Origin of the sequence: Corallococcus sp. Z5C101001, from assembly GCF_007352635.1 — a bacterium.
GTDB lineage: Bacteria > Myxococcota > Myxococcia > Myxococcales > Myxococcaceae > Corallococcus > Corallococcus silvisoli.
This window is the reverse complement of the sequence record NZ_VKLU01000010.1, coordinates 306,072-323,572: the sequence shown is the minus strand read 5'-3', so window position 1 is coordinate 323,572 and position 17,501 is coordinate 306,072. Positions and strand designations below refer to the sequence as shown.

General features: G+C 69.5%; 17 protein-coding genes and 1 riboswitch. Of the genes, 4 read left to right on the top strand and 13 right to left on the bottom strand.

Features of this window, described 5'->3' with window-relative positions; genetic code table 11:
* Nucleotides 1-8: 8 nt before the first annotated feature.
* From FOF48_RS23710 to hisG, 10 genes are all read right to left on the bottom strand, one after another.
* The gene (locus FOF48_RS23710; RefSeq protein ID WP_143905039.1) at nucleotides 9-452 is read right to left on the bottom strand and encodes a DofB protein; all 444 of its coding nucleotides are present in this window, start codon (nucleotides 450-452) and stop codon (nucleotides 9-11) included.
* A gap of 224 nt (nucleotides 453-676) precedes the next feature.
* Nucleotides 677-1,294, bottom strand: coding sequence for a bifunctional phosphoribosyl-AMP cyclohydrolase/phosphoribosyl-ATP diphosphatase HisIE (hisIE, locus tag FOF48_RS23705; RefSeq protein WP_143905038.1), 618 nt, complete (start codon nucleotides 1,292-1,294; stop codon nucleotides 677-679).
* The gene (hisN, locus tag FOF48_RS23700; protein ID WP_143905037.1) at nucleotides 1,291-2,073 is read right to left on the bottom strand and encodes a histidinol-phosphatase; all 783 of its coding nucleotides are present in this window, start codon (nucleotides 2,071-2,073) and stop codon (nucleotides 1,291-1,293) included. Before hisN ends, hisIE begins: the two co-directional genes overlap by 4 nt.
* Nucleotides 2,070-2,834, bottom strand: a complete 765-nt coding sequence (gene hisF, locus FOF48_RS23695; protein WP_370456603.1) for an imidazole glycerol phosphate synthase subunit HisF — start codon at nucleotides 2,832-2,834, stop codon at nucleotides 2,070-2,072. The genes hisN and hisF overlap by 4 nt, the downstream gene beginning before the upstream one ends.
* On the bottom strand, nucleotides 2,831-3,376 hold the full coding sequence (locus FOF48_RS23690; protein WP_143905035.1) for an imidazoleglycerol-phosphate dehydratase: 546 nt from the start codon (nucleotides 3,374-3,376) through the stop codon (nucleotides 2,831-2,833). Before FOF48_RS23690 ends, hisF begins: the two co-directional genes overlap by 4 nt.
* Nucleotides 3,373-4,089, bottom strand: coding sequence for a HisA/HisF-related TIM barrel protein (locus tag FOF48_RS23685; protein ID WP_143905034.1), 717 nt, complete (start codon nucleotides 4,087-4,089; stop codon nucleotides 3,373-3,375). The genes FOF48_RS23690 and FOF48_RS23685 overlap by 4 nt, the downstream gene beginning before the upstream one ends.
* The gene (hisH, locus tag FOF48_RS23680) at nucleotides 4,086-4,679 is read right to left on the bottom strand and encodes an imidazole glycerol phosphate synthase subunit HisH (RefSeq protein WP_143905033.1); all 594 of its coding nucleotides are present in this window, start codon (nucleotides 4,677-4,679) and stop codon (nucleotides 4,086-4,088) included. The genes FOF48_RS23685 and hisH overlap by 4 nt, the downstream gene beginning before the upstream one ends.
* Nucleotides 4,679-5,716: a histidinol-phosphate transaminase gene (locus FOF48_RS23675; protein WP_143905032.1), complete on the bottom strand. Its 1,038-nt coding sequence runs from the start codon at nucleotides 5,714-5,716 to the stop codon at nucleotides 4,679-4,681. The genes hisH and FOF48_RS23675 overlap by 1 nt, the downstream gene beginning before the upstream one ends.
* The gene (gene hisD / locus FOF48_RS23670; protein ID WP_143905031.1) at nucleotides 5,713-7,014 is read right to left on the bottom strand and encodes a histidinol dehydrogenase; all 1,302 of its coding nucleotides are present in this window, start codon (nucleotides 7,012-7,014) and stop codon (nucleotides 5,713-5,715) included. The genes FOF48_RS23675 and hisD overlap by 4 nt, the downstream gene beginning before the upstream one ends.
* Nucleotides 7,015-7,441: 427 nt before the next feature.
* On the bottom strand, nucleotides 7,442-8,299 hold the full coding sequence (gene hisG, locus FOF48_RS23665) for an ATP phosphoribosyltransferase (RefSeq protein WP_143905030.1): 858 nt from the start codon (nucleotides 8,297-8,299) through the stop codon (nucleotides 7,442-7,444).
* 293 nt (nucleotides 8,300-8,592) lie between these two features.
* Here hisG and thiO point away from each other — a divergent pair, with 293 nt between their 5' ends.
* The 3 genes from thiO to moaA all read left to right on the top strand — a co-directional run bounded on the left by thiO (nucleotide 8,593) and on the right by moaA (nucleotide 12,191).
* Nucleotides 8,593-9,708 (top strand): glycine oxidase ThiO, encoded by a 1,116-nt coding sequence (thiO, locus tag FOF48_RS23660; protein ID WP_143905029.1) that lies wholly within the window; start codon nucleotides 8,593-8,595, stop codon nucleotides 9,706-9,708.
* Nucleotides 9,709-9,878: 170 nt separating this feature from the next.
* Complete coding sequence (locus FOF48_RS23655) at nucleotides 9,879-11,120, top strand: HD-GYP domain-containing protein (RefSeq protein ID WP_143905028.1); 1,242 nt, start codon at nucleotides 9,879-9,881, stop codon at nucleotides 11,118-11,120.
* 66 nt (nucleotides 11,121-11,186) lie between these two features.
* Complete coding sequence (gene moaA / locus FOF48_RS23650; protein WP_143905027.1) at nucleotides 11,187-12,191, top strand: GTP 3',8-cyclase MoaA; 1,005 nt, start codon at nucleotides 11,187-11,189, stop codon at nucleotides 12,189-12,191.
* Nucleotides 12,192-12,194: 3 nt separating this feature from the next.
* Here moaA and FOF48_RS23645 read toward each other — a convergent pair whose 3' ends face one another.
* Nucleotides 12,195-12,605, bottom strand: a complete 411-nt coding sequence (locus tag FOF48_RS23645) for a DUF4870 domain-containing protein (protein WP_143905026.1) — start codon at nucleotides 12,603-12,605, stop codon at nucleotides 12,195-12,197.
* Between the two features lie 132 nt (nucleotides 12,606-12,737).
* Nucleotides 12,738-14,609: a phosphomethylpyrimidine synthase ThiC gene (gene thiC, locus FOF48_RS23640; protein WP_143905025.1), complete on the bottom strand. Its 1,872-nt coding sequence runs from the start codon at nucleotides 14,607-14,609 to the stop codon at nucleotides 12,738-12,740.
* A gap of 43 nt (nucleotides 14,610-14,652) precedes the next feature.
* A riboswitch (TPP riboswitch) is annotated at nucleotides 14,653-14,764 on the bottom strand.
* 301 nt (nucleotides 14,765-15,065) lie between these two features.
* On the opposite strand from thiC, the gene FOF48_RS23635 reads away from it, so the two are divergent.
* Complete coding sequence (locus FOF48_RS23635; RefSeq protein WP_143905024.1) at nucleotides 15,066-15,746, top strand: hypothetical protein; 681 nt, start codon at nucleotides 15,066-15,068, stop codon at nucleotides 15,744-15,746.
* A gap of 448 nt (nucleotides 15,747-16,194) precedes the next feature.
* Here the strand turns inward: FOF48_RS23635 and FOF48_RS23630 are convergent, their stop codons facing one another.
* Nucleotides 16,195-17,193: a hypothetical protein gene (locus FOF48_RS23630; protein WP_143905023.1), complete on the bottom strand. Its 999-nt coding sequence runs from the start codon at nucleotides 17,191-17,193 to the stop codon at nucleotides 16,195-16,197.
* Nucleotides 17,194-17,501: the final 308 nt, after the last annotated feature.

The following is a 17,501-nucleotide window of genomic DNA, read 5'->3' as shown; positions in this document are numbered from 1 at the left end:
CGTGCGTCTCAGGCGATCAGACCGCGATCGCGCGCCTGCTTGAAGATGGACGTCGCGTCCCGCTTCAGCGCCGTGGAGACGTCCTTGACGATGGCGTCCGCGGACTTGGCGACCGACAGGTAGTTGTCGAACGTGCGCGTGAGGATGAGCACGCCCGAGATGATGACGCGCTGGAGGTTGTGCTGCAGGTCCGTGCCCTCGTACACCAGCCAGGACTGCTCACAGTACCGTCGGCCCTCCGCCACCATCTGGTTCAGGTGCGCGCGCTCCGTCGCGTCCGGAACCTTCGCCTTCGGGCTGATGGACGCGATGTACAGCACGTTCGAGCCCAGCCGCTGCGTCGCCTCTTCCATCTGCGCCATGATGGCCGCGACGTCGTCCTTCGTCGGCGGGTTGTGCCAACGAGAGAACAGCACGCGGTCGATGAGTTCGGATTGGTACGTGGAAGTCACGAATCCTCCGGTGAAGCGAACGCTGAAGAAGACTGGGGGCGCCTCGTCTGGCGCGGCCCGCGCCGCACGGCGGATTCTGTACCAGGATCGCCGGAGCGGTTGAAGAGTAGCGGACACACCCCTGCACCTTTGGCGCGGCTGTGTGCCAGCCACGCTGTGAGGATGCAGTGATGTTGGACAAGTCCACCCGGGTCGCAACGGACACGTCGGGGAATCCCTGAGAGTCACTTTTGATTCAGGCGGGCGCGAGCGGCCAGCACGGCCTTCACATCCTCCAGGGTCAGGCCCAGGGGACGCACCGCGACGAGCACGTGGAAGAGCACGTCGGCGGCCTCCTCGGCGGCCCGGAGGGGGTCCGCGTCCGCGCAGGCGGTGACGAGCTCCGCGGCCTCCTCGCCCAGCTTCTTCAGGCGCAGGTTCCGGTCCGCCAGCAGGCGCCGGGTATAGCCAGGCTTCTCCCCTTCCGCCTGAGGGCCGGCGGCGCGCGAGGCCAGCGTCGCGTCCAGGTGCGCGAGCGCGTCCCAGCGGCCTTCACCGAAGCAGGTCTCCGCGCCGGTGTGGCACGCGGGGCCGGCCTTCCGCACGCGCGCGAGCACCGCGTCGCCGTCGCAGTCGGCGCGGAGCGAGATGACCTTCTGGGTGTTCCCGCTGGTGGCGCCCTTGTGCCACAGGCCGCGCGTTCGGGAGCGATAGTGCATCTCACCCGTGGCGAGCGTTCGCTCCAGCGCCTCGCGGTCCGCGTGCGCGACCATCAGGACGTCTCCGGAGCGCGCGTCCTGCGTCACCACGGTGACGAGGCCCTGGCCCTTGTCGAAGTTCAGCGCGGACAGGTCCAGCGTCATGGCCGGACTCCCGCGCCCAGCACCTCGCGCACGCGCGCCGCCAGCGCCGCGTTGGTGGCGATGCCGTCTCCGCCGAACGCCGTGCGCGCCCCCTTCCAGTCGGTGAAGACGCCGCCCGCCTCCTCGATGATGGGCTGCAGCGCCGCCGCGTCCCACGGCGACAGGCCCTCGTCCACCATGACCTCCGCGCGGCCGGTGGCGACCAGGAGGTAGCCGTAACAGTCCCCCCACGTGCGGGAGAGGGAGGCTTGACGGGACAGCTCGCGCCACGCGGCGCCCTTCGCGGGGTTCTGGAGGAAGCGCTCGTCGGTGACGAGCACCACGGCTTGGGACAGCGAGTCCTGCGCCGACACGCGCGTGGCGGAGCCGTTCCAGAAGCAGCCCAGGCCTGGAGAGGCGACGAGCAGTTCGTTCACCGCGGGGAAGTACGCGGCGCCCGCGAGGATGCGCTCGCCCTCGGCCACCGCGATGAGCGTGCCCCACAGCGGCACGCCCCGGATGAACGTCTTCGTGCCGTCGATGGGATCCAGGATCCACCGGCGCCTCGCGCCCGGCCGAGACTCGCCGAACTCCTCGCCCAGGATGCCGTCTTCCGGGAAGCGCTCCTCCAACCACTGGCGCGCGGTCCACTCGGCGGTGCGGTCCGCCACCGTCACGGGGGTTCCATCGCTCTTGGTGTCCACGGCGATGCCGCTGCGGAAGAACTCGCGCGCGACGTCACCGGCCTTGCGCGCCACGTCGGCGGCGGCCTGCATCAGATCTCTGGGGTCCACGGTCATGTCGAGCTCCGGATGGGAAGGCCGCTGTCGCGCAGCAGCGATTTCAGGGCACCCACCGTGGTGAGGCCGTCATGGAGGATGCCCGCCACCAGGGCGGCGTCCGCCGAGCCGAGGGTCAGGGCATCACGCACGTGCTCCGCGTGGCCCGCGCCTCCGGAGGCGATGACGGGGACCTCCACGGCCTCCGCCACCGCGCGGGTGAGGTCCAGATCGTACCCGGAACGCGCGCCGTCCCGGTCGATGCTGGTGAGCAACACCTCCCCCGCCCCGCGCCGGACGCACTCCTTCGCCCAGTCCACCGCGTCCAGGTTTGTGGGACGCCGGCCACCGTGCGTGTACACGCGGTAGCGCTCACCCTCCCGCTTCACGTCGATGCTGGCCACCACGCACTGGGCGCCGAAGCGCTGCGCGCAGCCGGTCAGCAGCTCCGGCGTGGCCACCGCCGCGGAGTTGATGCTCACCTTGTCCGCGCCTGCCCGCAGCGCCCGCCCCACGTCCTCCACCGTGCGCACGCCTCCGCCCACGGTGAGCGGGATGAACAGGCGCTCCGCCGTGCGCCGCACCAGGTCCCACAAGGTCTCACGCTCCTCGGCGCTCGCGGAGATGTCCAGGAAGGTCATCTCGTCCGCGCCGGCGTCTTCGTAGCGCCGCGCCAGCTCCACCGGATCGCCCACATCCCTCAGGCCCTCGAACCGCACGCCCTTCACCACGCGGCCGCCCTTCACATCCAGGCAGACGATGAGTCGGCGGCGGAGCATCACGTCACCTCCAGGGAGACGCTGCCCTTCATGCTGAAGACGACACCTGAGTCCACCATCGCGTCGCGCAGCGCGAGCCCCAGCGCCTTGAAGGCCGCCTCGGTGAGGTGGTGGCTGTCCCTGCCGCGAAGCACGCGCAGGTGAAGCGTGATGCGCGAGTGCTCGCAGAAGGAGCGCATCCAGTGCTCATACAGCCGGCTCTTCAGCGGTCCTCGGTAGTAGAAGCGTCCGCCGGCATCCAGGCAGGCCTGCACCAGCGCGTCGTCCATGGGCAGGGTGCGCTGGCCATAGCGCGCCGCGGTGGCGGGGATGATGCGCTGGACAGCGGTGCCCAGGGTGATGGCCACGTCCTCCATCAGGTGGTGCCGCAGGTCGCCCCGCGCGTGCAGCGTCAGGTCCAGGCCCGCGTAGCGCGCGAAGGTGGCGAGCATGTGATCAAGGAACTTGAGCCCCGTGTCCACGCGGGCCACGCCCGAGCCGCGCGCCAGCTCGACCTTGACCTGTGTCTCCTTCGTTTCCCGGACGACCCTGGTGCTCGTGCTCATTCCGTGAACTCCCGCGCGACCGCGCCCGCATCCAGCCGCCCTGTGTAAAGCGCCATGCCCACCACGGCCCCGTGCGCCCCGGCCTTCGCCAGCGCGCGCAGATCCTCCAGCGTCGTCACGCCGCCGGACGCGTACAGCCGGTGCCGGCTCGTGCGGACCACCTCCGCCATCAGCGGCAGGTCCACGCCCCCCAGCTGTCCCTCCTTGTGCACCGCCGTGACGAGCAGTCCCCCCAACGGCAACGGCTCCAGCGCGGCCAGCACGTCGTGGATGTCGCGCGCGCTGCCCGACGTCCACCCCCTCGTCACGACCTCGCGCTCCTTCACGTCCGCCGCGACCACCACCCGGCCCGGGAAGCGCTCCGCGACGCCGGTGAGCCACGCGAGGTCCTCGATGGCGCGAGTGCCGACGACGACCGAGGACGCGCCGCCCGCGAGCACCGCCTCCACGCGCGCGTCATCGCGCACCCCGCCGCCGACCGTGAAGGTGAGGCCCGGGGCATGGGACATGAGCCTCGCCAGCACGTCCGCGTTGGAGCCCTTGCCGAGCGCCGCGTCCAGGTCCACGACATGGAACGTGCGGAAGCCGAGCGCGAGCCATTGCTTCAAGGCGTCCAACGGGTCGTTCACGCGGACGCGCTCCGCGTCGTAGGAGCCTCCCACGAGCTGGACGCATGCTCCCTCCCGCAGGTCGATGGCCGGGATGGCGATCATGGTGCCACCTCTTGGAGGAAGGCCTGCACGAAGCGCACGCCCGCGCTTGAGGACTTCTCCGGGTGGAATTGCACGCCCAGCACGTTTCCCCGCCGCACGGAGGCAGGGAACCGGTCGCCTTCGTGGGTCGTCCACCCCACCACCTCGCGTGGCTCCACGGCGCGGCACGCATAGCTGTGCGCGAAGTACACGGTGGGCAGCCGCGTGGCCCCCAGCGCGCGGTCCTCCTCCACGTCGTTCCATCCCATCTGCGGCACGTGTCGAGCCGACAGCCGCGTCACGCGGCCCTGGAAGTAGCCCAGCCCCTGGCCCTCCCCCTCATCGCTCTCCTCGAAGAGCAGCTGCATTCCCAGGCAGATGCCCAGGCAAGGCAGTCCCGCGTCCAACGCCTGACGCATCGCCTCGCGGCCCGGGGCGAGCCGCGCCGCCGCCGCGCCGAACGCGCCCACGCCGGGCAGCACCAGGACGTCGGTGTCCAGCGCGCGCAGCGGATCCTCCCGCACCCGCACCTCCACGCCCGACCCGGTGGCCAGCGCCTTGGAGAGGGAGTGCAGATTGCCCGCGCCATAGTCGAACAGCGTCACGCGCATCACAGCACCTCCCGGAGTGCCTTCAGCGCCGATGCCATCAGGGGCCAGGGACCACAGCCGATGCGCAGCGCATCCCCCACGCCGGTCAGTCCCTCGAAGACCCGCACGTTCACGTGGCGCTCCCGCATCGCCTCCCCCACCCACGGGGCGCCCGGCAAGGGAACGAGGAGGAAGTTCCCTTCCGACGGCAATGGCTCCAGGCCCAGGGCCCGCAGGCCTCCACGCAGACGCTCGCGGTTCTCCACCGCCTCCGCCGCGCAGGCCTCCATCCACGGGACATCGTCCATCAGCGCGGACACCGCCACGGCCTCGCCCAGCGCCGTGTGCTTGTAGGGGCCCCGGGCCTTCTCCACCTCCGCCACCAGCGCGGGGGCACCGACGGCCCAGCCCACTCGCAGGCCGGCGAGCCCGAACGCCTTGGACATGGTGCGCGTCACCAGGACGTTGGGGCGCGTCCGCGCCAGGTCCATGAAGTCCCCTCCCCGCGTGAACTCCACATAGGCCTGATCGATGAGCACCACGCCCGGGGCCTGATCCACCAGCCGCTCCACCGCCGCGCGCGAGGCCACCGTCCCGGTGGGGTTGTTCGGCGTGCAGACGTAGAAGAGCTTCGCCCTCGTGGCGAGCAGCGCGTCCACGTCCAGGTCGTGATCCGGCCGCAGGGGAACGGGCACCGGGTTGAGTGCGCTCAAGCGGGCGAGCAGCGGCACCATCACGAACGTCGGATCCGGATAGGCCACCACGTCCCCCGGCTCCAGGAAGGCACGCAGCGCGCAATCGATGACGTCATCCGAGCCACAGCCCGTCGTCACGCACTCGGCCCCGACGCCCGCGTACCCGGCCACGGCGCGCTTCAGGTCCGGGGCATAGCCCGCGGGGTACCTCGCGAGACGATGGAGGCCTTCCTCGCGCAACACGCGCTCCGCGGACGGCGGCGCGCCGAAGAGGTTGGTGTTGTCACTGAGGTCCACCCGGCAAGGCTTCTTCGCCGGCGAGTACAGCGGGATGTCCCGATACGTTTCGCGGAAGGGAATCACGACAGCCTCCAGGCCCGCGCCGCGGCCGCGTGGGCGAACAGGCCCTCGCTGTCCGCCAGCGTTCCTACGTCCTCCGCCATCGCCGCGGCGGCCTCGGGAGTCACCCGTTGCCAGGTGGTCCACCGATAGAAGTCCAGCACGCTCAATCCTGAGTACGCCCGGGCCAGCCCGGACGTGGGCAGCACGTGGTTCGCGCCCGTGAGGTAGTCCCCGAAGGCCACCGACGCGCGCTGCCCCACGAACACGGTGCCCGCGTTGCGCACCCGCGCCAGGTCCGCCGACGGCGTGGACGTCGCGAGCAGCAGGTGCTCCGGGGCGAAGTCCGCGACGAAGGGCCACGCCTCCTCCAGGGAGTCGAGGCGCAGCACCGCCCCCCGGCTGCCCAGCGCCGAACGAATGATGTCGCCCCGCCGCGCGGTTCGGGCCTGCTGCTCCACCGCGTCCCTCACGGCCTGCGCGAGCGACGCGCCCAGGACCAACGCCACGCAGCAGGCCTCCGGGTCGTGCTCGGCCTGGGCCAGCAGCTCGCGCGCCACCGCGGCGGGACGGGCGCTCGCATCCGCCACCACGAGGATTTCACTGGGGCCCGCGGGCGCGTCGATAGCGACCGCGTCCACCACCTGGAGCTTCGCGGCGGCGACGTACGCATTGCCCGGACCGACGATGCGATCCACTCGGGGGACACGCTGCGTGCCGTAGGCCAGCGCGGCCACCGCGCCCGCTCCGCCCAGCGCGAAGACCCGGTCCGCCCCCGCCAGCGCCGCGGCCGCGAGCACGCCCGCGCTCGGCTGACCGTCCGGCCCGGGCGGAGAGCAGACGATGACTTCGCCCACGCCCGCGACCCTGGCGGGGACCACGCCCATGAGCACGCTGCTCGGGTATGTCGCGCGGCCACCGGGTGCGTAGACGCCGACCCTGCCCAGCGGATCCGGCCGTCGGCCCACGACCACGCCTGGCTCTATCTCCACTTCCGTCGCCTGGGGCCGCTGCGCCGCATGAGCCCGAGCGATGTTGCGCGCCGCGCGAGTCAGGGCTCCGCGCACGGCCGGAGGAAGGGCCTCCAGCGCCGCGTCCCATCGCGAGCGCGGCACCTCCAGCGCGGTGAGTTCCACGCGGTCGAACTCCCGAGCGAAGTCGAAGAGGGCACGGTCGCCCTCCACTCGAACCCGAGCGATGAGTGCCTGGACGCGGGTGGCGACTTGAGAGTCCGCGTCCCCCGTGCGTGCCATCAGCTGGCGTCGCGCATCGGGAGCAAGGTCGGACAACGCGCCCTGGAACTTGAGGACCGGGGCGCTCATGCCAGCTCCCTCTCGGACCGTGTGGCACGGGGCTTCCCGCGGTCCCGTGCGCGGAGCCCTCCGGGCTCGTGAACGCGGGCTGTCATGCCCTGTTCCTTTTCGATGCACGTGATGAGGAAGCTCCGGCCGCCCCTCGACTGAAACACACAGGATTCGGGAACGCAGGCGGTCATGCCTCACCTCTCGCGATGCACGTGACGAGGAAGCTCCGGCCCGTCTCGGACTGAAGCACACAAGACTCGTGAACACAGGCCGTCATGGCTCGCCTCGCTTGATACATGTGACAAGGAAGCTCCGACCGCCGCTTGGCTGAAACGGACAGGACTCGTGAACGCACGGGGTCATGCCGCGCTCCTCTCGGTGAACGTGGCGAGGAAGCTCCGGACGGTCTTCGGCGGGGGCACCCTGGACTCGAGGACGGGGGCGCTCATGCCATCAGCCTCTCGATGCGCGTGACGAGGATGCCCTGGCCGCCCAGGGCCTTCAGGGCATTGACCGTGCGGTAGATGGTCCGGGACGAGACCACGGCGTGCACCGCGACGAAGTTGCCTCCATCCATCACATCCACCACCGTCGGTCCGTTGAGGCCCGGCAGCACCTCGCGCACCTGCTCCAGCGAGGTCTTCGGAACGTTGGCCATGAGGTAGCGCCGCCCCCGCGCCGCGAGCACCGACCCCAGCGCCTGCGTCAGCTCCTCCAGCGCGCGCCGCGCCACCTCGCCATTGCGCGGGCACGCCACCAGCCGGGCGCTGGACTCCAGGACGGTGGCCACCTCGCGCAGGCCGTTCATCTTCAACGTCGACCCCGTGGAGGTGAGGTCCACCACGATGTCCGCGATGCCCAGGTGCGGGGCGATCTCCGCCGCGCCGCTCACCGGCACCACCGTCACCCGCTGCCCGCGCTGCTGGAAGTAGGCCTGCGTCAGCCGCGGGAAGCAGGAGGCCACCCGCGCCCCGTCCTTCACGTCCTCCGCGCGGACGATGCGGCTGTCGTCGCGCGCCGCCACCACCAACCGGCAGCGGCCGAACTCCAGGTCCATCAACGACTCCAGCTCGCGCCCCGCCTCGCTCACCAGGTCCCACCCGGTGACGCCGGCCTGCGCCGCGCCATCCGCGACGAACTCCGGGATGTCCTGGGCGCGGACGAAGATGGCCTCGAACTCGCCGCCCAGCGACGCGGTCAGTGCCCGCTCGCCGCGCGCGCGCACCTCCAGGCCCGCGTCGTTGAACAGTTCGCGCACTTCCTCGGACAGACGTCCTTTGTTCGGCAGGGCAATCTTCAACATGGGGGGCTCGAGGGACTGCGGTGGCGGAAACGAAAAAAGGCCCGTCCTGGGGGGACGGGCCTTCGGTCACTGCGGGCATCTGCCGGAAGTGGGTGCGTTCTAGTGCGTCACCCAGGCATGCGCGCGGCGATCGGTCCCGTCATGGGCCGGCCGATGATGCGCATGGTGGTGATGCAGACAGGAGGAACGCACGACCCTAGGGTTAACGACAGGCCCCCCCGGCGTCAAGTCACCCCCAGTCGCACCCTGTCTTGAGGCTTGCAAACCCGCGCATGCTTGAGCACAAGCGGCGCATGGCGACCTCCGACGTTCTCGTGGTGGGCGGTGGCGTGATGGGCTGCGGCATCGCGCTGCGGTTGCGGCAGGCCGGTGCGCGCGTGACCGTGCTGGAGCGCTCCATCCCCGGCGCCGAAGCCTCCAGCGCCGCGGGCGGAATCCTCGCCCCGCAGTGGGAGTCCGACGGCCCCGGCCCCTTCTTCGAGCTGTGCCTGCGAAGCCGCGCCCTCTATGGCGCCTTCGCCTCCGAGCTGCGTGAGCTGTCCGGCGTGGACATCGCCTACCGGCCCTGCGGCCTCCTGCGCGTCGCATTCGACGAAGCGGATCTCCACCACGTGGAGTCCACCGTGGCCTGGCAGCACGCCTTGGGGCTGCGCGCGGAGCTGCTGGACGGCAAGGCCGCGCGCGAGTTGGAGCCCCACCTGACACCGCGGGCCCAGGGCGCCGCGCACTTCCCGGATGATCATCAGGTCGACAACCGGCTGCTCGTGCGCGCGCTCACCATGGCCGCCGCGCGCGTGGGCGCGGTGTTCAAGAGTGGATACGTGCGCGGCGTGGTGCACGAGCAAGGCCGCGCCGTGGGCGTGGACCTGGACGGAGAGGTGCTGCGCGCCGACGCGGTGGTCCTGGCGGCGGGCTCGTGGTCGTCCCTGGTCCAGGGCGCGGGCGTGTCGGCGCAGGCGGTGCGCCCGGCGCGCGGACAGATGGTGCAGTTGCAGACGCGCCTGCCCCTGCTGGAGCGTGTCGTCACCTCCGCCAAGGGTTACCTGGTGCCGCGCGCGGACGGGCGGATCATCGCGGGCAGCACCATGGAGCACGTGGGCTTCGACAAGCAGGTCACGGCGGCGGGGCTCGCGCGGATCCTCGACATGGCGCTGGAGCTGTGCCCCGACCTGGGGAGCGCACCGGTGACGGAGACGTGGGCCGGCTTCCGGCCGTGGACCCAGGACGCGCTGCCGTACATCGGCGAGGGCCCCATGCCCGGCCTCTTCCTGGCCACGGGCCACTTCCGCAATGGCATCCTCCTCGCCCCCATCACCGCGAAGCTGCTCGCACAGGCCGTGTTGGGAGAGAAGCCCTCCGTGGACCTCGCCCCGTTCCGCTACGACCGCGGGACAATTGCGCACGGCTGAAGCGCCGCCCACCCGCCCTACCTCCGACGGTGGGGAATGCGGACAGAACGGGAGAAGTTTTCCTGGAAGCCAGGGCTCGCACCCCACCCTGGATGGCAGGGAGGCGAGGGGGTGATGATTTCTCGCACTCGTTCGCCTTTAATCCCTGGAAACCTCTAGAATCTTCCGCCGTGGAAGCCATCCCCCCCGCCCCGCCCAGAATCCTGATCGTCGACGACGACGATTCCGTTCGCGACGTCATCTCCGTGCTCCTCCGCGAGGAGGGCTACAACTGCGTCGCCGCCAATGGCGCCGAGATGGCGCTCGACATCGCGGGTGAAGAAGAGACGCCGCTCGTCATCAGCGACATGAAGATGCCGGGCCGCGACGGGTTGTGGCTCCTGGAGAACCTGCGGGAGCGGCTGCCGGACACGTCGGTCATCATGCTCACCGGCTACGGCGACACCGAGTCCGCCGTGGACTGTCTGCGCCGGGGCGCGGTGGACTACCTGCTCAAGCCACCCAAGCTCACCGACCTGATCCGCGCCATCGAGCGCGCGCTCGCCAAGCGGCGCATCGAGATGGCGCGCAAGCGCTACCAGAAGAAGCTCGAGGGCAAGGTGCGCGACCGCACCGCCGAGCTGCGCAGCGCGCTGCACAACATCGCCAACACGTACCAGAACACGCTGCTGGCGCTGGTGGCGGCCCTGGACGCGCGCGAGCACGAGACGAGCGACCACTCACAGCGCGTGGTCAGCTACACGAGCGCCATCGCCAGCCGGATGGGCATCCGCGGCAAGGAGATGGAGGAGATTGGCCGCGGGGCGCTCTTGCACGACATCGGGAAGATTGGCGTGCCGGACGCGGTGCTGCTCAAGCCCGGCAAGCTCACCCCCGACGAGTGGCTGGAGATGCGGCGTCATCCGGAGATCGGCTTCCAGATGATCCAGAACATCCCCTTCCTCTCCACCCCGGCGGACATCGTCCTGTCGCACCAGGAGCGGTTCGACGGCGCGGGCTACCCCCGCAACCTCCAGCGCAATGAGATCCACATCGGCGCGCGCATCTTCGCGGTGGCGGACACGCTGGACGCGATGACGAGCGACCGGCCGTACCGCAAGGGCACGACGTTCGCCAACGCCATCCAGGAGATCAAACGCTGCGCCAACACCCAGTTCGATCCGGACGTGGTGAAGGCGTTCCTGGACATCGGCGAGGAGGGCCTGATCCGCATCAAGAAGGAGATGGCCGAGAAGAAGCTCAACCCCATGCAGGCCGCCGCCGACGCCGCCGAGGCCGAATCCGAGCTGGCGCGGCTGACCGACCTGGATGACGAGACGGACTCGCCGCCCGTGGGCACGACCGCCAGCGCATCCGCGCCCCACGGCGCGCCGCCGGTCGCCATCCGTTCAGCGTCAGGCACCGAAGGCTGAGCCCCGGCCGGGGAGCGATGTGCGCTCCCACGCGGGTTGTTATCCATGAAGGCGGAAGGCTCCGTCATGACCGCCCCCCTGCCCGCTCCTGATCCGCTCGCTCCGCCGCTCGCTGACGCGCAGGGGCGGCGCATGACCTACCTGCGGCTGAGCATCACGGACCGCTGCAACTTCCGCTGCTCCTACTGCTCGCCGGCCTCATGGGGCGGCAAGAAGGACCTGCTGGACGCGGGGGAGTTCGAGCGCATCGTCTCCGTCTTCGCGCGCATGGGCATCCGCCGCGTGCGCCTGACGGGGGGCGAGCCGCTCGCCCGGCCGGACATCCTCGACATCGCCCGGAAGCTGGGCGCCGTTCACGGCGTGGAGCACCTGGCCATCACCACCAATGCCAGCCGCCTGGAACCCCTGGCCGTGCCGCTGCGCGAGGCGGGCGTCACCCAGCTCAACCTGAGCCTGGACACGCTCTCCCCGGAGACCTTCCGCCGCATCTCCAAGCAGGGCGACTTCGCTGCGGTGCTGCGCGGCATCGACGCGGCGGCGGGCGCGGGCTTCCAGTCGCTGAAGCTCAACGTCGTGGTGCTCCGCGGCATCAACGACGCGGAGGTGCCCGCGCTGGTGTCCTTCGCGCACGCGCGCGGCATCACCCCGCGCTTCATCGAGCTGATGCCCTTTGGCCAGGGCACGCCCGTTCCCACCGCGGAGCTGCTGGAGCGCCTGGCGGCCACCGGATGGGTGCTGACGGAGGAGCCGCCGGAGAGCGCCGCCTCGCCGACCTCCGGGCCCGCGCGCTACTGGCGCACGGACAGCGGGCGGGTGGGCTTCATCTCCCCGCTGACGCAGAACTTCTGCGGCGGGTGCAACCGGGTGCGGGTGGCGTCCAATGGAGACCTGCGCAGCTGCCTGGGAGGCAGGGCGCAGGCGCCATTGCACCAGCTCATCCGGGGCGGGGCCACCGACGCGGAGCTGGCCCTGGCCGTGCGCCGCGCGCTGGGGGACAAGCCGGAGGGGCACCGTTTCACGGAGGCCGGAAACGGCGCCACGCTCCTGCCCATGATGGGCATTGGCGGCTGAGGACTACTTCACCAGCCGGAGGTTGACGGGGTAGCGGTAGATCTGGCCCTCGTTCGCCTTGATGCCGCCGATGATGCTGAACACCAGCGACGTCACCGCGACGAGCGGCATCAGGATGAGGCCCACGCCCACGCACATCAGGATGCCGGAGACGACCATCGCGATCAGCGAGGTGATCTGGAAGTTGAGCGACTCCACCGCGTTGCCGCGGACGAAGGAGGACTCCTTGCCCTTGGTCAGCATCAGGAAGAGCGGCACCGCCCAGCCCAGGAAGCCCGCGCCCACCACGAGGCCGGCGATGGCGCCCAGGTGGGCCATCATCCCCATCATCCGTTCATCCGAACTCGCCGTGGGCGAGCCCGTGATGAACGAGCCGAACTGCTGATCCTCGCGCTGCTGGGGGTCCATGTCCATGAGAGCCCTTCCGGGAGTCAAAGGGAGCGCGACAGAGCGCGCCCCGATGGCACGCACCATGGCACGCCGTGTCGGGGGCTGTCATCCAGTGGACAGGGGCCGCGCCAGGAGGCCCCCGCCCGCCGGCTGGCTTCAGCGGTACAGCTCGCTGCCAGCCTTCTTGAATTCCTCGCTCTTCTCTTTCATCCCCTGCTCCAGCGCCTGCGTTTCGTTGACGCCCACCTTGTCGGCGTACTCGCGCACGTCCTGGGTGATCTTCATGGAGCAGAAGTGCGGGCCGCACATGGAGCAGAAGTGCGCGACCTTGGCGCCTTCGGCGGGGAGCGTCTCGTCGTGGAAGGCGCGGGCGCGCTCGGGGTCGAGCGACAGGTTGAACTGATCCTCCCAGCGGAACTCGAAGCGAGCCTTGGACAGGGCGTTGTCGCGCGCCTGGGCGCCCGGGTGGCCCTTGGCGAGGTCCGCGGCGTGCGCGGCGATCTTGTACGTGATGACGCCTTCCTTCACGTCATCGCGGTCGGGCAGGCCCAGGTGCTCCTTGGGCGTCACGTAGCAAAGCATCGCCGTGCCGAACCAGCCGATCATCGCCGCGCCGATGCCGCTGGTGAAGTGGTCGTAGCCGGGCGCGATGTCCGTGGTGAGGGGCCCCAGCGTGTAGAAGGGCGCCTCGTGGCACACGGCGAGCTGCTTGGTCATGTTCTCCTGGATGAGGTGCATGGGGACGTGGCCGGGGCCTTCGATCATCACCTGCACGTCGTGCTTCCAGGCCACCTTCGTGAGCTCGCCCAGCGTCTCCAGTTCGCCGAACTGCGCGGCGTCGTTGGCGTCGGCGATGGAGCCGGGGCGCAGGCCGTCACCCAGGCTGAAGCTGACGTCGTACGCCTTCATGATCTCGCAGATCTCCTCGAAGTGCGTGTAGAGGAAGTTCTCCTGGTGGTGGGCGAGGCACCACTTGGCGAGGATGGAGCCGCCGCGGCTGACGATGCCGGTGAGGCGCCTGGCGGTGAGCGGGACGTACTGAAGGCGCACGCCGGCGTGGATGGTGAAGTAGTCCACGCCCTGCTCGGCCTGCTCGATGAGGGTGTCGCGGAAGATGGCCCAGGTGAGCTCCTCTGCCTTGCCGTTGACCTTCTCCAGTGCCTGGTAGATGGGCACGGTGCCGATGGGGACGGGCGCGTTGCGGAGGATCCACTCGCGCGTCTCGTGGATGTTGCGGCCGGTGGACAGGTCCATGACGGTGTCCGCGCCCCAGCGGATGGACCAGACCATCTTCTCCACCTCCTCCTCGATGGAGGACGTGACGGCGGAGTTGCCGATGTTGGCGTTGATCTTCACCAGGAAGTTGCGGCCGATGATCATCGGCTCCAGCTCCGGGTGGTTGATGTTGGCGGGGATGATGGCCCGGCCCCGGGCGATCTCCTCGCGCACGAACTCCGGTGTGATCACGCGCGGGATGGCGGCGCCCCAGGAGTGGCCAGGGTGCTGGGCGGCGAGGGACGCGTCCAGCTTCTGGTTCTCACGCACGGCGACGTACTCCATCTCCGGCGTGATGATGCCCTTGCGGGCGTAGTGCATCTGGCTGACGTTGCCGCCCGCCTTCGCGACGCGGGGCTTGCGGATGTGGTTGAAGCGCAGGCCGGCGAGGCGCGGATCGGCTTCACGGGCGCGGCCGTACTCGGAGGTGATGCCGGCCAGCTCCTCCGTGTCGTTCCGGGAGCGGATCCAGTTCTCGCGCAGCGCGGGCAGGCCGCGACGCAGGTCGATGTCCGCGGCCGGGTCCGTGTAGGGGCCGCTGGAGTCGTAGACGTGGACGGGGGGGTTGGCCGTCTCGGGGCCCGCGTGGCCGTGGTGGCGCGTGGGCGTCTGGGAGATCTCGCGCAGGGGGACGCGGATGTCGGGGTACAGGGACCCCGGCACATGGACCTTGCGCGAGGCGGGAAGCGGGCCGCGGCTGATCCCCTCCAGCACCTTCCCGTCGACCTTCAGGCTCTTGGACGCTCCACTCATCGGACGACTCCTCGTGAGAACGGACGGGAGTCGGGACGGGCCAGGAGCACCCACACCGCTTCCCTCCGCCGGTACTAACCGGTTCAGGTTCAAAGGGTCGGGCGCGGCCACGCGTCCGTCTCAGCCCCCTTCCGGAGGCGCCCCTAGCGAATGGGGAGCGGTGTAGCGCAGGGGGGAGCGGGCTTCAACCCGCGCGCGCAGTGGACCCAGGCCAGTGGACGCGTGACGGCCCTGCGGGGAGGGACGAAGGACCCGCCAAGGACCTCATGCTCGCGCTCCGACTGGGCGATGCGAGCGTTCTCCGATGGCGTACGGCTATGCTCATCACCAGCCGGTCGGGGACAATGCTCGGAAGGCAACGATGGAGCGCGCAGCCAGATGCGAAGAGATAGTCAAACGCCCGTGCATGGCCTGGCTCGACGACCTCGGCACGGCAAGGCCAACAGGCCTACTCTCATGCAACACATGCATGCATCGACCCTGGGAGTCGTCTGCCTTCTTCTGTTCGCTACGAGCGCGCGTGGCCAATCGCTCTGGATGACCGAGCATCTTGCCAACAATTGCGAATACGAAGCGGCCTTGGCGAGCTGGTCCATGGCACCGGCCGATGTGCGCGGTTCGTTTGACAGCCGGCTTCTCAAAGCAAGGATCCTGATTCAGCTCGATCGCGGCGCGGATGCGGTTTCCGAACTCTCGACGCTGCGAAAAGAGGCATCGGAGAAGCGCATGGCTGAAGTCCTGCTAGCGCTCGGGCTGGCACAGAGTTCGGCTCGGATGTTTCGTTCAGCTGAGACCACGCTGCGCGCCGCGCGAGAGAAAGGGGCGGACACTGATTTGGTGGATGCCGCGATTGCGGAGGTGTGGCTTTCCAGCGGGCGGAAGGGGGAGGCGGAAGCGCTCCTGCGCCAGGTCTTGCGCCGTGCTCCCGACATGGCGGGACCCATGCTGAACCTCGCCGCGCTCAGGGCGGCAGAAGGAAACGTCACGGAGGCTGCCGCGTTGATTCGGTTTGCCTGGGCTTTGGGCTATCAGAACCCGACGGAACTTCGCAAAGCGCCAGAGTTTGAGCGAGTGCGTGCGCTCGGCCTGATCAACGACCTGATCTCAACACCCTCCAGGCGGTGTCGAATCTACTGAATCGCGGGTGTGCCGCACCCGTGCGTCCGAGATCCGATACGCTTCCGAACATGCTCAGGCATCGTTCAGGCGGTTGGTTCTTCGTCACAGGACTCCTCGTGGGAGGGCTGCTCACCTATGGCTTCTTCTATGGAGTGGAGGCGCTCTTCTGGGGACAGCCTGTCGCCGTGAGGTTGCGTTCGGACCGCGCGTTGTCCCAGTTCTCGTCTCGCCCGGACGCGAGCCGCCCAAGTGAGCGATTAGGCGGACTCCAGGCGGGAACGCAGGGCCTTCTCTGGTCGCGGGGCTCGGTCCGTAGACTCCGTATCGAGTCCCAGTGGGTTGAACCCGGACAGCCCAAAGACATGGATTTCCTCCCGAAATGAACTGTGATTGACAATAGATTTCCGTCACCCTGACAGGGGGCTTGATTCACGCGAGCACTGGGATTGACCGGGGTGTCCTTGCTCTAACTCGGCTCGGTTCGAAGGGCAGGCACCGGAACCTTCCGGGTCGCCAAAGCCCCGCGCAGCACCTTCTCCGTCCACTCGAGTTCCTCCTGGGAGAGATCCATCCCCAGAAGCTCGGTTCCCTGGTCGTGATCAATGACAATGCCCCGGCCTCGTCGGGAGACATCGGTCCTTGCGTCTCGCAGGTCGATGTCCTGGATGCGCGAGGCCGGGAGCCGCAGGACCTTCCTCCTCCGCCACGGTCCGTGGTGTGTCAACTCAAGGCCCCGAGACGACACGTTGAGGGTACAGCCGCTGGTGGCCATCCAGGCTACGCGCCACAGCATGAGGGCGCCGCAGCTGACGAAGATGGCCGTGGCAATCAACGGCACCGTCGAGAAGAACCATTGGGGGCCGAACGCCCGCCGCAACTGCACCCCCAGGAAGAGGGGCCCACCCAGGCCAATGAGCACGGCGAAGGCGCCCTGCCCCGCGTAGGTGGGCTGCCATCCGCACGGGGGCAGCTCCACCGTCAAGCCCCGAGCCCCCTGGGTAAAGCGGATGTCGCTGCCGTAAGGCAGGTCCGGGATGCCTTTCTCCGTGAGCGGCGCCTCCTCCAGGCGCGCGGTCACGGCGCGGCTGTGCCCCCCTTCCACGCTCAGCCCCAGCCCGAGGAACCGTGAGACAGCCTGCGCAAGCTCCAAGGCCTCCTCCCGATCATCGCTGTGGGACAGGACGACGACCGTCGTGGGCGACTTCAGCGCCACGGAATAGACCTTCTCGAAGAGCGGGCCATCCGTGGCGGGCGACCGACCGCGCATGACGAGTGCCACCGACGTGAAGGGCTCCAGGGGCTGCGTCTGCCCGCCCAGCTCCCTGTAACCGGTGCGGCGCCACAGGGTGCGTGTCTCCAGGTTCAGCAACACCTTCCACCGAGAACCCAGATGGTGAGCAGCCGCGACGCCCAGAGCCAGCATCAGGAACCAGAGCTGCCAGTCGCCGGAGAGAAAGCCCGTCACCCAAGAGATCAACGGGAACGCCACGGCCGCCAGGAGCGCCCCCCTCGACAGCCACCCATCGATGGAGCGGACCTCGTGCTCGATGGTCAGGAAGGGGCCTGAGATGGACCAACGGTGGGATCCGCAGCGCATTCCCCGCAGGTTAAAGCCCCAAGGCCTACGGCGAAAGCTCGGAGGGCGAAGGACGCCCATGCACGACAAGTCACTCAGCATGGACGGCCTCCGGCTCACACCTTCACGGTCTTCACCAGGAGCAGCTCGCGCACCCGCGTCCCTGTGAGCGCGAATACCGCGATTCAGCGCTTGGA

Excerpts from the sequence above, each read along its gene's own strand:
- hisIE (WP_143905038.1), bottom strand. The coding sequence starts at position 1,294 with ATGACGCTGGACCTGTCCGCGCTGAACTTCGACAAGGGCCAGGGCCTC.
- hisN (WP_143905037.1), bottom strand. The coding sequence starts at position 2,073 with ATGACCGTGGACCCCAGAGATCTGATGCAGGCCGCCGCCGACGTGGCG.
- FOF48_RS23690 (WP_143905035.1), bottom strand. The coding sequence starts at position 3,376 with ATGAGCACGAGCACCAGGGTCGTCCGGGAAACGAAGGAGACACAGGTC.
- FOF48_RS23685 (WP_143905034.1), bottom strand. The coding sequence starts at position 4,089 with ATGATCGCCATCCCGGCCATCGACCTGCGGGAGGGAGCATGCGTCCAG.
- hisH (WP_143905033.1), bottom strand. The coding sequence starts at position 4,679 with ATGCGCGTGACGCTGTTCGACTATGGCGCGGGCAATCTGCACTCCCTC.
- hisD (WP_143905031.1), bottom strand. The coding sequence starts at position 7,014 with ATGAGCGCCCCGGTCCTCAAGTTCCAGGGCGCGTTGTCCGACCTTGCT.
- hisG (WP_143905030.1), bottom strand. The coding sequence starts at position 8,299 with ATGTTGAAGATTGCCCTGCCGAACAAAGGACGTCTGTCCGAGGAAGTG.
- thiO (WP_143905029.1), top strand. The coding sequence starts at position 8,593 with ATGGCGACCTCCGACGTTCTCGTGGTGGGCGGTGGCGTGATGGGCTGC.
- moaA (WP_143905027.1), top strand. The coding sequence starts at position 11,187 with ATGACCGCCCCCCTGCCCGCTCCTGATCCGCTCGCTCCGCCGCTCGCT.
- FOF48_RS23645 (WP_143905026.1), bottom strand. The coding sequence starts at position 12,605 with ATGGACATGGACCCCCAGCAGCGCGAGGATCAGCAGTTCGGCTCGTTC.
- thiC (WP_143905025.1), bottom strand. The coding sequence starts at position 14,609 with ATGAGTGGAGCGTCCAAGAGCCTGAAGGTCGACGGGAAGGTGCTGGAG.
- FOF48_RS23635 (WP_143905024.1), top strand. The coding sequence starts at position 15,066 with ATGCAACACATGCATGCATCGACCCTGGGAGTCGTCTGCCTTCTTCTG.